At 37.9% G+C, this 15,192-nt stretch carries 13 protein-coding genes and 2 pseudogenes; 14 read left to right on the top strand and 1 reads right to left on the bottom strand.

All coding sequences use genetic code 11. The features are described from left to right. Positions 1–89: 89 nt before the first annotated feature. The 13 genes and pseudogenes from EUBREC_RS15570 (at position 90) to ftsH (ending at position 11,746) form a co-directional block, all read left to right on the top strand. The gene (locus EUBREC_RS15570) at positions 90–1,031 is read left to right on the top strand and encodes a leucine-rich repeat domain-containing protein (protein WP_012744227.1); all 942 of its coding nucleotides are present in this window, start codon (positions 90–92) and stop codon (positions 1,029–1,031) included. A 143-nt stretch (positions 1,032–1,174) separates the two neighbouring features. Next, positions 1,175–1,612, top strand: coding sequence for a radical SAM mobile pair system MarR family transcriptional regulator (locus tag EUBREC_RS15565; RefSeq protein ID WP_012744226.1), 438 nt, complete (start codon positions 1,175–1,177; stop codon positions 1,610–1,612). Further along, a complete protein-coding gene (locus EUBREC_RS15560) occupies positions 1,609–2,298 on the top strand; it encodes a radical SAM mobile pair protein A (RefSeq protein ID WP_012744225.1) in 690 nt (229 codons plus the stop codon). Before EUBREC_RS15565 ends, EUBREC_RS15560 begins: the two co-directional genes overlap by 4 nt. Continuing rightward, positions 2,286–3,194 (top strand): radical SAM mobile pair protein B, encoded by a 909-nt coding sequence (locus EUBREC_RS15555; protein WP_012744224.1) that lies wholly within the window; start codon positions 2,286–2,288, stop codon positions 3,192–3,194. The genes EUBREC_RS15560 and EUBREC_RS15555 overlap by 13 nt, the downstream gene beginning before the upstream one ends. A gap of 464 nt (positions 3,195–3,658) precedes the next feature. Continuing rightward, entirely contained in the window at positions 3,659–5,023 is a 1,365-nt protein-coding gene (locus tag EUBREC_RS15550) for a citrate/2-methylcitrate synthase (RefSeq protein ID WP_012744223.1), read from the top strand. 1 nt (position 5,024) lies between these two features. Beyond that, positions 5,025–5,450 carry a MarR family winged helix-turn-helix transcriptional regulator gene (locus EUBREC_RS15545; protein ID WP_012744222.1) on the top strand — a complete coding sequence of 142 codons (426 nt, stop codon included), beginning with the start codon at positions 5,025–5,027 and terminating at the stop codon, positions 5,448–5,450. A 188-nt stretch (positions 5,451–5,638) separates the two neighbouring features. Continuing rightward, positions 5,639–5,902, top strand: a pseudogene (locus EUBREC_RS15540) (phospholipase D family protein); the annotation flags it as partial. Further along, a complete protein-coding gene (locus EUBREC_RS15535) occupies positions 5,881–6,591 on the top strand; it encodes a response regulator transcription factor (protein WP_003693048.1) in 711 nt (236 codons plus the stop codon). The pseudogene EUBREC_RS15540 and the gene EUBREC_RS15535, both read left to right, overlap by 22 nt. Continuing rightward, complete coding sequence (locus EUBREC_RS15530; RefSeq protein WP_012740924.1) at positions 6,591–7,634, top strand: HAMP domain-containing sensor histidine kinase; 1,044 nt, start codon at positions 6,591–6,593, stop codon at positions 7,632–7,634. The genes EUBREC_RS15535 and EUBREC_RS15530 overlap by 1 nt, the downstream gene beginning before the upstream one ends. Positions 7,635–7,665: 31 nt before the next feature. Beyond that, complete coding sequence (locus EUBREC_RS15525; RefSeq protein WP_012744219.1) at positions 7,666–8,730, top strand: FUSC family protein; 1,065 nt, start codon at positions 7,666–7,668, stop codon at positions 8,728–8,730. Further along, on the top strand, positions 8,720–9,292 hold the full coding sequence (locus tag EUBREC_RS15520; protein ID WP_005335451.1) for a CDP-alcohol phosphatidyltransferase family protein: 573 nt from the start codon (positions 8,720–8,722) through the stop codon (positions 9,290–9,292). Before EUBREC_RS15525 ends, EUBREC_RS15520 begins: the two co-directional genes overlap by 11 nt. 364 nt (positions 9,293–9,656) lie before the next feature. Continuing rightward, positions 9,657–9,845: pseudogene (locus EUBREC_RS15515) on the top strand (linear amide C-N hydrolase); the annotation flags it as partial. Positions 9,846–9,931: 86 nt separating this feature from the next. After that, positions 9,932–11,746, top strand: a complete 1,815-nt coding sequence (gene ftsH, locus EUBREC_RS15510) for an ATP-dependent zinc metalloprotease FtsH (protein WP_012744216.1) — start codon at positions 9,932–9,934, stop codon at positions 11,744–11,746. Between the two features lie 447 nt (positions 11,747–12,193). On the opposite strand, the gene EUBREC_RS15505 is transcribed toward ftsH, so the two are convergent. After that, positions 12,194–13,426: an ATP-binding protein gene (locus EUBREC_RS15505; RefSeq protein WP_012744214.1), complete on the bottom strand. Its 1,233-nt coding sequence runs from the start codon at positions 13,424–13,426 to the stop codon at positions 12,194–12,196. A gap of 405 nt (positions 13,427–13,831) precedes the next feature. Here EUBREC_RS15505 and EUBREC_RS15500 point away from each other — a divergent pair, with 405 nt between their 5' ends. Continuing rightward, the gene (locus EUBREC_RS15500) at positions 13,832–14,773 is read left to right on the top strand and encodes a hypothetical protein (RefSeq protein ID WP_012744211.1); all 942 of its coding nucleotides are present in this window, start codon (positions 13,832–13,834) and stop codon (positions 14,771–14,773) included. Positions 14,774–15,192: the final 419 nt, after the last annotated feature.

Here is a 15,192-nt window from a genome sequence, read left to right as displayed (position 1 = left end):
CTGGAAAGCCTGTAAAATAGGGAAAGTTAGAAATATATTTCGGCAAACTTGAATTTTACGTTCTGTAGATACGAGGAAAGGAGACGATTATGGGGGCTCATATATGCTTTGACAGACATATTCATATAGCGAACAAAACTTGGTCGAAAGGGGTTTTAAGGCATCTTGGTTATGAAGATATTGATGAACAAACTCTAAATGAGATAGTTAACAATAAGAAACTAAAATGGATTCAGATATCTGATTATCTACCTAATGAAGCTTATCGAAAAATAGACCAGATACTTTCGGAGCGACCAGATATTACTTTCCGTCTTTTTCATTTTCTGAACAATGATGAAGTTGATATCTCTTTCCTTATGGATATGCCTCATGTGAAGAAAGTACAGATTGATTGTATTGAATTCAAAAACAATCCTAAAAGAATCAATCTGTCTGTATTGGCAGAATTAAACCTAAAGTCATTGCATATAGAGTGTTTTGACTTAAGGGATTATGAATTTATTCAAAATCTTTCAGACGAACTTGAAGAACTTTCCATCATGGCTGATACGATGGGACCAGGAATCAAATTTGACTGCACCTGGCTTTTGAAATACAAAAATTTGCAAACACTATGGCTTGGGAAGAAAGCCAAGAAAAATATTGAGAGCATTAGTCAACTTCCTAAACTCAAGTCATTGTCCTTGAGAGGAATTAAGCTTACAGACTTTTCATTTTTGTATAAGATGAACTTGGAAAAGTTGGCACTTCTTTGGAACTCAAACAACAACTTGCATGAGTTGGCAGCTCTAAATAACTTAAAGGAAATAGAACTCTGGAGAATCAACAAGTTGAGCGACATTTCATTTATTGAAGAATTGACAAATTTGGAAATCATAAAGCTTCAAGACCTTAAGCACGTTAATTGCCTTCCGGATTTGAGAAAGCACGCTAATCTTCAAAGACTTTTCATCATTGATACAGGCATTGATATAAAAGAGCTTCCTAACTATTTGCAAGAAAAGGTCAGCAATTGGGATGATAGATAACAGATTCCGGTTTGTCGAGCAGGTGAAACTCCCAGTTTGGAGAATTGAAAAAAACGAAATTTACCTATTAAGACATATAAACTCTTGACAATAAAACTCCTATATAGTATGTTTTTAATAAACTACTATATAGGAGCTTTTGTATGGAAATGAATGGAGGATTTCTTGTCACCAAAATAAAACAGCTTGGAGACCGGATTTTTGAGAAGATTCTCAGTGAAAAGAATATTGATGCGTTTAATGGAGCCCAGGGACGTATTCTTTATGTGCTGTGGCAGGAGGATGGTATCTCAATCAGGTCACTCTCGATTAAATGCGGATTAGCGATAACATCTCTTACTACGATGCTGGAAAGAATGGAAAATCAAGGGCTGATAAGCCGTGTTCAGTCTAAAACGGACAAAAGGAAAACACTCCTGTTTCTGACTGAGAAAGCACATGCCTTAAAGGGCGAGTACGATTCTGTATCTGATGAGATGGGCAGTATTTACTATAAAGGTTTTTCAGAGGAAGAAATTACCCGGTTTGAGGAATGCCTCGATCGCATCAGAAAGAATCTTGAGGAGTGGCAGAAGTCATGAGTATTTGTATCAAAGATCAGATTCAGAACATGAATATCGTCATTGGCTGCACAGTGGGGTGTGCATATTGCTATGCCCGCAACAACGTGAAACGCTGGCATATGATTGATGACTTCGCTGCCCCTGAATTCTTTCCGGGTAAGCTCAAGATGATGGAAAAGAAACGTCCGCAGAACTTTCTTCTTACCGGCATGAGCGATCTCTCCGGATGGAAGCCGGAATGGAGAAATGTGGTATTTGCAAAGATCCGTGAAAATCCACAGCATCAGTTCCTGTTCCTTACCAAGCGACCTGATTTGCTGGATTTTGATACCGATCTGGAAAACGCATGGTTTGGCGTTACGGTGACGAGGAAAGCAGAACTGTGGCGTATCGACGCCCTTCGGAAAAACGTCAGAGCAAAACATTACCATGTTACCTTTGAGCCGTTATTCGACGATCCCGGCACAGTTGACCTTTCCGGAATCAATTGGATCGTTGTCGGCACCATGACCGGAGCTCAGAGCAGGAAGATTCATACGGAGCCGGAATGGGCATGGTCTCTGGCGGACCAGGCACATAAGCTCGGCATTCCGGTGTTTATGAAGGAAGACATTGTCCCTATCATAGGGGATGAAAATATGATTCAGGAAATGCCGGAAGAATTTAATAAAGTGTTAGAGGTACAGAAATCATGGAAGAAGTAATAAATGGAATCCTCATTCGTGAGGTGGAAACAAAGAACATCATGACTAAGTCTAGTCTGCCGGTAGGCGGTTACTCGGTCAATCCCTATGTGGGCTGTACACATGCCTGCAAGTATTGCTATGCTTCTTTTATGAAGCGCTTTACCGGGCACAAGGAGGAATGGGGCACTTTCCTTGATGTGAAGCATTGGCCGGAAATTAAAAATCCGAAGAAATATGCCGGACAGCGGGTGGTCATCGGTTCTGTGACAGATGGCTACAATCCACAGGAGGAGCAGTTCGGGAATACCAGAAAACTTCTGGAGCAGCTGATCGGCAGTGACGCAGATATTCTGATCTGCACAAAGTCGGATCTTGTGGTACGGGATATTGATCTGTTGAAGAAGCTTGGACGTGTAACCGTTTCATGGTCGATCAACACACTAGATGAAAATTTCAAGAACGATATGGACTCTGCTTCGAGCATTGAGCGCCGTATCTCTGCTATGAAGCAGGTATATGAATCAGGTATCCGTACAGTCTGTTTCGTATCCCCGGTATTCCCCGGTATCACGGATTTTGAAGCAATCTTTGAGCGGGTAAAGGATCAGTGCGATCTGTTCTGGCTCGAAAATCTCAATCTTCGAGGCGGTTTCAAAAAGACAATTATGGATTATATCACCGGACAATATCCTGATCTTGTACCACTTTACGACGAGATCTATAACAAGCATAACCGCAGCTACTTTGAAGCACTTGAAGTAAAAGCTGAGAAAATGGCTAAGAAGTATGATTGTGCCTTTGTGGATAATGAAATGCCTTATGGCAGAGTCCCGCAGGGGCATCCGGTGATCGTAGATTATTTTTATCATGAGGAAATCCGTGGGACAGAGAATACCGGAAAAAGAAATCGCTAACTTCAAGTTTGCAGAACTAATAGAGAAGTAACATATAAAACAATAAATATGGTCAAAAAATCATCGACATCCACCCAAAATTAAAAATTTCCACCCAAATGAGAGGTAATGATTTCCACCTGGTATTTTCAAGTATTATGTAATATAGGAAAAGGGTTGTCAAAATCTGTAAAATTGGTTTTCTTGTCTGAGAAATCAGAACTGAGAGATATAAATCGCTCAGATTAGATTTACAAAAAATCTAGTCTGGGCGTTTTTTAGTTCAGGGAAAAGGAGGTCAAAATGAATATAGGTAACAGTTTGTTGTACAAAGAAGATTTTGCATGGATGAAAAAACAAACCTTGTTGAGGTTAAATTGAGTTTTCCATTGTATTGTATTGCTAATGAATAAGAATAAGAACAGACAATGCTGAATGCTCTGGAAACAAGAATATCTGAGTATAGTATGTAAGTTCGTAACAGAATGAAAGGAGCGATTCAAATGAGCAATTTGGAAAATTATATGAAACGGCAAGCAATTTTTTGTGAACAAAATGATAGCATTAGTAAGAATCTGTATTCAGAGTATGGTGTAAAAAGAGGCTTACGAGATGAAAAAGGCCAAGGTGTGTTGACGGGGCTTACAAATATTTCTGATATAAAAGCTTTTGAATATCATGATGGAGTAAAGAGTCCATGTGATGGCGAGTTATCTTATCGTGGTTATAATATAAAAGATTTAGTAACAGGAAGTAAAGGAAAAAGGTTTGTCTTTGAAGAAGGAGCATATCTTCTTTTATTCGGAGAATTGCCAACTGATACACAGTTAATGGAATTTCAGGGAAGACTATCTGATTGTATGGAACTACCGACTAACTTTACCAGAGATGTCATTATGAAAGCACCTACATCAGATATTATGGGTTCTATGACTCGAAGTATTCTTACATTGGGCTCTTACGATAAGGAGAAAGAAAGTCTTGGAATTCCGAATGTGCTAAGGCAGAGTATGCAGTTGATCGCAGTATTTCCTATGTTAGCAGTATATGCATACCATGCTTATTGTCATTATGAAAAAAACGAAAGTATGTATATTCATAGACCTGAAAAAGATTTATCTATTGCTGAAAATTTCCTGCGCCTATTAAGACCAGATACAAAATTCACAGAACTGGAAGCAAGAGTACTGGATATAGCATTATTGTTACATATGGAACATGGTGGTGGTAACAATTCTACATTCACTACACGAGTAGTAACATCTTCAGGTTCAGATACTTATTCTGTTATTTCAGCAGCAATGTCATCCTTAAAAGGAAAAAAACATGGCGGTGCAAATCTGATGGTAATGAATATGATGGATGATATTAAAAGTCATGTGAAGGATTATGAAGACGAAGAGGAAATTGCATCATATCTGAGTAAGATTTTGAAGAAAGAGGCGTTTGATCAGAAAGGACTTATTTATGGAATGGGACATGCTGTATATTCTATTTCAGATCCGAGAGAAAGAGTGTTCAAAGGCTTTGTAGAACAACTCGCAAGGGATAAAGGACGTGAGAAAGATATGACCCTTTATAACAATATTGAGAAGATTGCACCTAAGTTGATTGCAAAGCAGCGTCAGATATTCAAAGGAGTAAGTCCTAATATAGATTTCTATAGTGGTTTTGTGTATGACATGTTGAATATTCCAAGAGAATTGTACACGCCATTATTTGCGATAGCAAGAATTGCTGGTTGGAGTGCACATCGCCTGGAAGAATTGATAACTACAGATAAGATCATTCGCCCGGCATATAAGAGTCTAGTCAGCAAAAAAGAATATATAGAAAGAGAGGAACGATAATATGAGAGCAGGAACCAGTGCAGAGGAGTTTTTTTTAAAGAGCATCAATGTTGAAAGCATATTTGAATTTGTTGAAAGAACAGATTATTTGTTCCTTTATAGTATAAAGGAATGTGTTGAAAAATCAGACTGTCATGAAGGAGTATATCTTTCAGAAGTGGCAGAATACATGAAATTATCTATTCCAGAAACATCTAAGATGGTAAAAAGTCTTGAAAATAAAGGATATATTATCTGGAAATTAGATGAAAAAAAAGAAAGAACGTACCTTGTTTTGACGAACAAGGCAATTGAATTAAGCAATTGTCAGAAAGAAAAAATGATAGAAGCTTATGAAAAAATCATATCGAATATACAAGAAGATGACCTGGCAGTTACACGGTGTACATTGAGAAAAATCCGACAGCTTATGGAAGAAATAAAATAGTGATTAATACAACGGAGTAAGAAAAGCTCCTTCATATATTAGAATAAAAATATGACTGTTTCTTTAAAAAGAAGCCTGTCATATTTTTTTTATGAAAAATAAATTTTGTTGAGGTTAAATTGAGATTGACTTTGTATTGTATAAGTATGAAATGAAAAGGAATCAGGTGATATACAATGAAAAAGCATGATCTGTCTGTAATCGGTTCCTTTAATATGGACATGAGAAGTGCATATCTGGATACGGAACTGATGCTTGTAATTCGCAGTAAAGATATTAATAAACAGTTGGAAGAGAGCATGGTGGAATATGAAAGAGTGTCCCGACAGGTATTGGAAGATGGAACCTATCGTGATCCGTATCATGTAGAGCCAATTGAATTGACAAAGAAGCGTCAGAGAAAAATATTTTTGGTACAGCATCTGCTTGGATGGGCAAGGTATCTGTTTTAATAAGGAGGAAGGAAAACGTGTTCCAAATATTGATTGTAGAAGATGATAAAGAATTAAGCCAGCTATTCCAAAAAGTGCTTGAGAAGAATGGATATCAAGTCAAAAGTGCATCGGATGGAGCACAGGCATTAGAAGTATTGGATAAGGAATATATTGATCTGATCATTTCTGATATTATGATGCCGGTTATGGATGGCTATGAACTGGTGTCAGAACTTCGTTCAGCAGGATATCAGATACCAGTGCTTATGATCACTGCGAAAGGTTCCTTTGATGATATGCGCCAGGGATTTCTTTCGGGAAGTGACGATTATATGGTAAAACCGGTAAATGTGAATGAAATGGTTTTAAGAGTCGGAGCACTGCTTCGCCGTGCACAGATACTGAATGAACACAAAATTGTGATCGGTTCAACAGAGTTTGATTATGATGCAATGACGGTTACAACTGATAAGGAGAGTCTTGTTTTGCCTAAAAAAGAATTCCTGCTTTTATATAAACTTGCAGCTTCGCCAGGCAGAACATTTACAAAACAACAGTTGATGGATGAAGTATGGGGATACGAGACGGAGGCAGACCCACATACGATAGAGGTACATATAGGAAGAATCAGAGAGCGTTTTAAAGATAACCCTGATTTTGAAATCGTAACAATGCGTGGAATTGGATACAAGGTGGTGAAAAAATAATGGAACAAAAGAAAGAAAAAGGATTACGAATCCGATCCTGTCTGACTGGTGCAATCTGGCTGGCACTTGTATTTTCAACAGTTATATCTGCTTTATTATTTGCTATTTTGAATCATTTTTTTAATCTGCCGGGCAGTATACCTGTGCTTGGCTGGCTTTTGATTTTCAATACATTGATTGCAGGGCTGATCACTTCCTTTATTAATGCAAAGTTACTGGAACCAATTACCAGACTCAGTAAAGCAATGAAGGAAGTTTCTCGGGGAGATTTTGAACAGCATTTGGAAACGAACAGCCGTATAGCAGAAGTTGGAGAATCTTATCAAAGTTTTAACGTTATGACAAAAGAACTTCGTGCAACAGAGGTGCTGCAGATGGATTTTGTATCTAATGTTTCTCATGAGTTTAAGACCCCGATTAATGCCATTGAAGGATATACAATGCTGCTTCAGGGAGAAGAACTGTCTCCGGATCAAGAGGAATATGTAGAAAAAATCTTATTTAACACCCAAAGACTTTCCGGATTGGTTGGTAATATTTTGCTGTTATCCAAGTTAGAGAATCAGAATATACCAATGAAAAAAACAGAATATCGTCTGGATGAACAGATCCGTCAGGCATTTCTTTCCCTGGAAACAAAATGGACAGAAAAAGAAATTGGTTTTCAGGTAGAATTGGAGGAAGTTAAATATACTGGGAATGAAGGACTTTTTATGCATATCTGGATAAATCTTTTGGATAATGCGATTAAGTTCAGCCCTTCAAAGGGGACAATTACGATGTTTCTGAAACAAGAACAGGATTCTGTTAAGTTCATTCTGGAAGATGAAGGACCAGGAATAGAGGATGATGTAAAATCCAGAATATTTGACAAGTTCTATCAGGTAGATGGATCTCATAAAGCAGAAGGAAATGGCCTAGGTCTTGCACTTGTAAAACGGATTGTAGATAGTGCCGGAGGAACAATCAAAGCAGAAAACCGTGAATATGGTGGATGCAGATTTGTTGTAGAGCTTCCAATACAGAAAGATGAGGCCATATAAGTTTAAGAAAAACAGATAGAGGAGGAATTACATGACATTTTATCAGGAATTGCAGTTAAATCAGGCAGGTTCTAAAAATCTGTTGAAAAAGAGTGAAACAGTGAAAGAAAAATCATATCATATACTGGTATATTTGGTAAAGATAGCTGTTACAATGGCATTTTGTTTTTTATTTGTTACTATTTTCAGTATCTTATTTGGAAATGAGAACAGCATTGTGGGTGTAGTAGTTTTATTATGCCTTATGGTATTTCGGAATGCGGATCTGGGGATCCACACCGGACAATCTACGATGCTTTTGGCTTTGTTCTTTGTAATTATGACTGTATGTCCGCATTTAGCAAATCAGTTTTCACCGGTATTGGGAATGCTGTTAAATATTGCGGCACTGGCTGTGTTGATTCTGTTCGGATGCCATAATCCATTCATGTTTAATCAATCTACATTGGTTCTTGGGTATCTGCTGCTATATGGTTATGATGTTACGGGAAAAAGCTATCAGATGCGATTAGTCGGAATGGCTTTAGGTGCAGCACTTACCTGCTTCGTATTTTATCGAAATCATAAAAACAGAACTTATAAAAGAAATCTGAAAGATCTGATACAAGAATTTGATATCACTTCTTCCAGAACAAAATGGCAGATATGTCAGATTTTATGCGTACCGATTGTCCTTTGCATTGCAGAACTTTGTAATATGCCACGTGCAATGTGGGCTGGTATTGCGGCCATGTCCGCGATTTTGCCATTTATGGAAGATATGCACTACAGAGTCCGTAAAAGGATTGTCGGAAATATTGCAGGTGTTATATGTTTTACAGTATTATATTTTCTGCTTCCTTCGTCAATCTATGCATATATAGGAATTATTGGTGGAATCGGTGTAGGATTTTCAGCACAATATGGCTGGCAGGCAGTATTTAACACATTTGGTGCTTTAGCCATTGCTACAGAGAGTTATGGACTAAAAGGAGCAGTTAGTCTTAGAGTGATTCAAAATGTTTTTGGTGTTGTGTTTGCTTTAGCATTTTGTGTTATATTTTATTGGTTTATGTCTAAAAAAAAGGAAAGTGATGTGACCGTACATGCAGAGTGAAGTGAATCAGGAAGAAAATTTGAATAGAATTATTACGGTTCCTAATCTTCTTTCTTTTTTTCGGCTTTGTCTGATTCCGGTAATTATATGGAGTTATTGTGTAAAGAAAAATCCTCTGTTAGCTGGTGAAATCTTATTGCTGTCTGGTCTTACGGATCTTGCTGATGGATATATCGCAAGAAGATTCCATAGGATTAGTAATTTAGGAAAAATACTTGATCCGGTGGCTGATAAGCTGACACAGGCAGCGATGTTAATCTGTCTGTTTACTCGTTTTCCGCATGTGCTTCTTTTAATCGTAATAATGGCAGGTAAGGAGCTGTATATGGTAGTCAGTGGATGTCTTGTGATACGAAAGACAGGAAAAGTACATGGTGCAGACTGGCATGGAAAGATAGTAACCTTTTTATTATATGGAACTGCAGCGGTGCATATTATATGGTTCCACATTACACCGATGGTATCAGATCTGTTGATTGGTTTGTGCGCTATAATGATGGTCATATCGGTCGCTCTGTATATTATCCAGAATACCAGGACTCTTAAGGGAGAGACTGTATAAGCAATTTTATATTGCAATGACTAGAAAAATATTTAGGAGAAGATAGATATAAACAGTAAGTCAAACACACAAACTATGGAGTCTTTAGTCGGTTTAATAAAATTTTAGATAGAAAATAAATCATTCAATGTCATTTAGATAAGGTTTTTTATGACAAAAAGACAGATTGCTTATCTGCCTTATAATGCAGTATAATGGTAGTCAGACAGTTTTGGATATAAGAGATGATCTTGGAGCAACAATGAATGAATGCAGGGAAGTGACCGAAAAGTACCGCACAGGACGGAGTGCATATTTACGGATCGGACAGTTGTTTATGAGATTGTTTGCAGGACTATTATAGCAGAAAGAAGAGGTGTTCGATATGTGTACAGCAGCAACTTACAAAACAAAAGATTTTTATATGGGCAGAACGCTTGATTATGAATTTTCCTATGGGGAACAGATCACGATAACACCAAGAAATTACGAATTTGATTTCCGGTTTGCCGGGAAGATAAAAAGCCATTATGCTTTGATCGGAATGGCATTTGTTGCAGGAGGTTATCCGCTTCTGTCCAAGGGCGAAGTCAGATGGCAGAATAAATAATACGAAAATGCACGGAGAAAGCATAACGCAGAACAACAGGAGGAAAGAACATGAAAGAAGTTAAAACACCGAAAAAACCACTGGCATATTATTATGGGATTGTGTTAATAGTGCTGATAGTATTTAATCTGGTTGTCACACCAATCCTTATGAAGCATCAGGTAAAGGAAACGGATTATGGAACTTTTATGAGCATGATCGAGAAGAAGAATATCGGTGAAGTAGAAGTTAAGGACAATCAGATCATCTTTACAGATAAAGATCAAAAAAATATTTATAAAACAGGTCTGATGAACGATCCGAACCTGACGGACAGGCTATATGAATGTGGAGCAGTATTCGCAAAAGATATCGATAAGCAGATGTCACCGATCATCAGCTTCCTGCTGACCGGGATTTTGCCATTGATCCTTTTTATCGCACTGGGAAATTATATGGCGAAGAAACTGATGGAGCATGCCGGAGGAAAAAATTCGATGGCTTTTGGAATGGGAAAAAGCAATGCGAAGATTTATGTGCAATCCAGTGAGGGAATCCGTTTTTCAGACGTTGCAGGAGAAGATGAGGCGAAAGAAAACCTTTCAGAGATCGTTGATTATCTTCACAATCCGAAGAAGTATACCGATGTAGGTGCGTCTATGCCAAAAGGTGTCCTTCTTGTAGGACCTCCGGGAACCGGCAAAACAATGCTTGCAAAAGCAGTGGCGGGTGAATCAAATGTACCATTTTTCTCAATGTCCGGTTCAGAATTCGTTGAGATGTTTGTCGGTATGGGAGCTTCCAAGGTTCGAGATCTTTTCAGACAGGCAAAGGAAAAGGCACCATGTATCGTGTTTATTGATGAAATTGATGCCATTGGTAAAAAGCGTGACGGACAAATGGGCGGAAATGATGAGAGGGAGCAGACCTTAAACCAGCTTCTTACAGAGATGGATGGATTTGAAGGAAATAATGGTGTCATCATTCTTGCTGCAACGAACCGTCCGGAGTCGTTAGATCCGGCACTTACACGTCCGGGACGTTTTGACAGGCGTGTGCCGGTTGAACTGCCGGATCTTGCAGGCCGTGAAGCAATTTTAAAGGTTCATGCAAAGAAGATAAAAGCATCTGATGATGTTGACCTGCATACGATTGCACGTATGGCATCCGGTGCATCCGGTGCGGAGCTTGCCAATATTATAAATGAAGCAGCATTACGTGCTGTCCGTAGTGGAAGGGCCGTTGTAAATGAATCTGATCTCGAAGAAAGTATAGAAGTGGTTATTGCAGGATATCAGAAGAAGAATGCGGTTCTTTCAGATCAGGAGAAGAAGGTTGTTGCATATCATGAGATAGGACACGCTCTGGTAGCTGCATTGCAGAGTCATTCAGCACCGGTCCAGAAGATTACGATCATCCCGCGTACCTCAGGTGCACTCGGCTACACTATGCAGGTTGAGCAGGGTGATAAATATCTGATGACGAAAAAAGAACTTGAGAATAAGATTGCTACATTTACAGGCGGACGTGCGGCAGAGGAGATCGTATTTGGTGAGATCACGACCGGAGCCTCCAATGATATCGAACAGGCAACAAAAATTGCAAGAGCGATGATCACCCGCTACGGCATGACAGATGAATTCGACATGGTGGCAATGGAAAACGTGACCAACCAGTATCTTGGCGGCGATACGTCCCTTTCCTGTTCCGCAGATACCCAGAAGGAAATTGATGAAAAAGTCGTGCAGCTCGTAAAAGCAGAGCATGAAAAAGCAAGAAAAATCCTTGCTGAAAACAGGGAAAAACTGGACGAACTGGCTATGTACCTGTATGAGAAGGAAACAATTACAGGTGACGAATTTATGGATATTTTAGACAGAAAATAATGTAGTTAATTAGATAATCAATGTCATTTAGATAAGAAAAATAGTTAGTAGTTCTGAAAAATGGAATTATTTTATATAAAGGAGCGGACAAATTCAAGTTTGCAAAACTCACAACAATTTAATATCAAAAAAATTATATTTCGATAGATGATGATTTCAGAAGACTCTTTGCAGATGTCAGAAAGCATAGAGCAGAAATTGATATTAAAATAACCCCAACCGCAAGGGATAATTCACCCAAAGACAAGCCAAGATTATTGCGTTAAGATAAAGAAAATGGATAGTTTACTTGACTTTGCAAGCTATCCATTTTATTACATCATATAAAAGTACTTCCACAGGGGACGACAACACAGCATGGTCATTTGTAGTGGTTATGTTTGCAGGAGTTATACTTACAGTATTTGGCAAAAAGAAAAAGAGAATGACGGAGATATTTCGCCCTGCTTATTCTTGTAGTAACCAATCGGCTATATCGTGAATTTCAATTCCTTCATAGCTATATTGTGGATGTTTGGTTCTGGCAATAATCATTTTCGGATAAGCATCTCGAATCTGAAGGAGAGGAGAGCATTCTCTCTCAAATGTTTCCTGACCGGAAATGTTGTCGCTGACTTGAATATAAAACTTCTCGCTGCCTCGCTGAGCAACAAAGTCGATTTCCTTTTGATAGAGCTTGCCGACATAGACATCGTATCCACGGCGAAGAAGCTCGATGCAAACGATGTTTTCATATACTCTGCCATAATCCATATTTCTGCTTCCAAGTATTGCATATCGAATACCGCTGTCACATAAATAGAACTTTTCAGAGCTTTCAAGGTATTTCTTACCTCGGATGTCGTATCTCTTAATATCATAAAATACAAAAGCATTGCACAAATACTTAATGTACTTGCCAACGGTTACATGATTGGTTGGAGTCTCATTTGCTGTCAGTAGCTGACTGACCTTATTCGGAGAAGTCAGGTTGCTGATATTATCCATAAGGAATTCGCTCAGACGTTGTAAAACCAAAGTGTCCGGGAGAGCATATTTCTGCACCAAATCCCTTGTAACAATAGTTTCGTAGACCTCTTTGATATAGTTTGTTCTGTCTTTTTCAGTTCTGTAAGCGTAAGAACCTGCTAAACCGCCTTTGATTGTGTAATCATCAAAGAGTTTATCTTTATCACTAACATCATCATAATATTGGCAATATTCCTGGAAACTGAAAGGAAACACATGAATTTCAATATAGCGTCCGGTAAACAGGGTTGCCAGATCTGCACTCAACAGGAAAGCATTGGAGCCTGTTACATAGATGTCGTAAATTCCCTTAGAGTACAGGCTATTAATTGCCAGCTCAAAATTAGGACACATTTGAACCTCATCTACAAACAGGTAGTTCGTTTTACCTTCCTGATAATGTTCTTCCACATATGCGTGTAAGGCATGGTATTCCATGATTTCTTCATATGCTAAATCCATGAAGTCAATGAAGATAATATTGATGTTTTCAAAGTTGCTTTTCAGATACTCAATATACGCTTGCATCAGCTTGGACTTACCAGAACGACGAATACCCGTGATGATCTTGATGTCAGGAGTGCCATTCAGTTCAATGATTCTATCGAGATATTTAGTTCTCGTGATTGTTTTCATATAGTCACCCACTTTCAAAAATTGGATTTTTTTCATTTCTCGAAACTGCTTCGTTGTACTTAGTATACTGTTTGCTAATAGTATATGCAAGATGTCACTTTCAAAAACACAAATTTTTTTATTTTTTGAAAGTGGAAACTATGTAAAGGAGTGTCTTTGTCTGATTGACACACACCTCGTAGATGAGCTTTTTTTCCGTTTTCATAATATGATATTATCTTCGGCTCAAATGAAAAAATATGGTGGAAGGTATTCATTCCGGATAGCAAAAACGGAAGCCTTTTAGCTTGAAAATGGAATAAGTCATTCACTAAGCCTTTATTTCTGATGAAAGCGCCTTTAGCAGGTCACGGAAAAAGGAAATATAAATTCAAAATAACTCAAAAACTTAACTTATAACATTGACTAAGTTAAAATAAAACAAATTGAGTTAAAAGGAGAATGAGAAATATGCTTACAAGCGTATTCGGGATTTCTATAAAATATGAAGCATGGAATCATCAGGATTCTTTGCCTGTTTATATTGCAGGGAGTTATGATTTTCATACAGCATATATTGGAAACAGACGCTGTATAATGCTTGCTCCAACAGAAGAACTTGCCACACTTCCGGCATTGAAAAAACAAATTGTAAAAATACAGCAGATTGATAATGTGCCAGTCGTATTTGAACTTACAACGGTATCAAATTATCGAAGAAAAAGTCTTATAGAAAATAATATACCGTTTATTACTGATAAGCAGGTCTTTCTTCCTTTCATTGGGACAATGCTTTCTGATGAAAAAGAACCCCAAAAGCTGACTGGTAAGTTTGTTTACTCCACGCAGCAGTTGTTTTTATTTTATCTGTACAGTAAGAAAAAACGATTGTATACTTCAGAAGCCGGAAAAGTGCTTCCGTTTACAGCAATGACCTTGACCAGAGCAGTGAAGCAGTTGGAAACGACAGATTTGTTTCTTGTAGCAAAAGACGGTGTTAATAAGTTTATTGAGTCAAAATATAAGCGAGATGAATTATTTGAAAAAGCAAAAGTATATTTGACGACTCCTGTTCGAAAAACAGGATATATAGATAAGACGCAAGTTACAGAAAATATGGTCTTTGCAGGGGAAACGGCACTTTCTGAAAAAACAATGCTAAATCCAAGCCGAGTTGTTACCTATGCAATTAGTGAGAAAGATTATGATAAAGCCTTGCTGACTGATGAATTGATAGACCCGGATAAACAGGTCAGACTTGAATTATGGGCATACAACCCAAAACAATTTTCAGAGGATAACAGTGCTGATGATATTTCACTTGTTTTATCTTTTACAGATACAAATGATGAAAGAATTGAAGAAGCAGTAGATGAATTGCAGGAAAGAAGGTTGCATGAGTAATGGTCAGTGGATTTAAAGTCCTTGGGTATAAGGGGAACAGATAAGAATAAAATGACAGAAATGCTATACCAGTGTTATGGGTTGAAGGATAATACATAGTAAAAATGTTCTTAAAGACAAGGACAGGAGGTTTGGACAGAGAAACATAGCTTATCAAAAGAACAGCCAGTGTTTCTTAAATAGAGAAACACTGGCTGTTTTTGGGCGATTTTTCGCTGTGTCCGTATTCCCTTAAGATTATTAATTATTTTCATTTAATCACTTCTTTCATTATAATTCATTAAAACCGGTAATCTGGTACATCATTAGAATTAATTTTGCCAACCACTTTTCCGAATACATCCAGACGGTCAGACTCTTTTATCTTAATAGGAGAGGGATTGCTCATTGCACAGGAAATCAGCAGGAGAATGAAGTCA

The sequence above is a fragment of the Agathobacter rectalis ATCC 33656 genome, assembly GCF_000020605.1.
GTDB classification, from domain to species: Bacteria; Bacillota; Clostridia; order Lachnospirales; family Lachnospiraceae; genus Roseburia; species Roseburia rectalis.
The sequence above is the reverse complement of the archived record's forward strand: the minus strand, read 5'-3'. Positions and strand labels throughout refer to the sequence as shown.

Coding starts and splice junctions, on each gene's coding strand:
- EUBREC_RS15525 (WP_012744219.1), top strand. CDS start 7,666: ATGACATTTTATCAGGAATTGCAGTTAAATCAGGCAGGTTCTAAAAAT.
- EUBREC_RS15570 (WP_012744227.1), top strand. CDS start 90: ATGGGGGCTCATATATGCTTTGACAGACATATTCATATAGCGAACAAA.
- EUBREC_RS15500 (WP_012744211.1), top strand. CDS start 13,832: ATGAGAAATATGCTTACAAGCGTATTCGGGATTTCTATAAAATATGAA.
- EUBREC_RS15505 (WP_012744214.1), bottom strand. CDS start 13,426: ATGAAAAAAATCCAATTTTTGAAAGTGGGTGACTATATGAAAACAATC.
- EUBREC_RS15560 (WP_012744225.1), top strand. CDS start 1,609: ATGAGTATTTGTATCAAAGATCAGATTCAGAACATGAATATCGTCATT.
- EUBREC_RS15550 (WP_012744223.1), top strand. CDS start 3,659: ATGAAAGGAGCGATTCAAATGAGCAATTTGGAAAATTATATGAAACGG.
- EUBREC_RS15545 (WP_012744222.1), top strand. CDS start 5,025: ATGAGAGCAGGAACCAGTGCAGAGGAGTTTTTTTTAAAGAGCATCAAT.
- EUBREC_RS15555 (WP_012744224.1), top strand. CDS start 2,286: ATGGAAGAAGTAATAAATGGAATCCTCATTCGTGAGGTGGAAACAAAG.
- EUBREC_RS15530 (WP_012740924.1), top strand. CDS start 6,591: ATGGAACAAAAGAAAGAAAAAGGATTACGAATCCGATCCTGTCTGACT.
- EUBREC_RS15520 (WP_005335451.1), top strand. CDS start 8,720: ATGCAGAGTGAAGTGAATCAGGAAGAAAATTTGAATAGAATTATTACG.
- ftsH (WP_012744216.1), top strand. CDS start 9,932: ATGAAAGAAGTTAAAACACCGAAAAAACCACTGGCATATTATTATGGG.
- EUBREC_RS15535 (WP_003693048.1), top strand. CDS start 5,881: ATGGGCAAGGTATCTGTTTTAATAAGGAGGAAGGAAAACGTGTTCCAA.
- EUBREC_RS15565 (WP_012744226.1), top strand. CDS start 1,175: ATGGAAATGAATGGAGGATTTCTTGTCACCAAAATAAAACAGCTTGGA.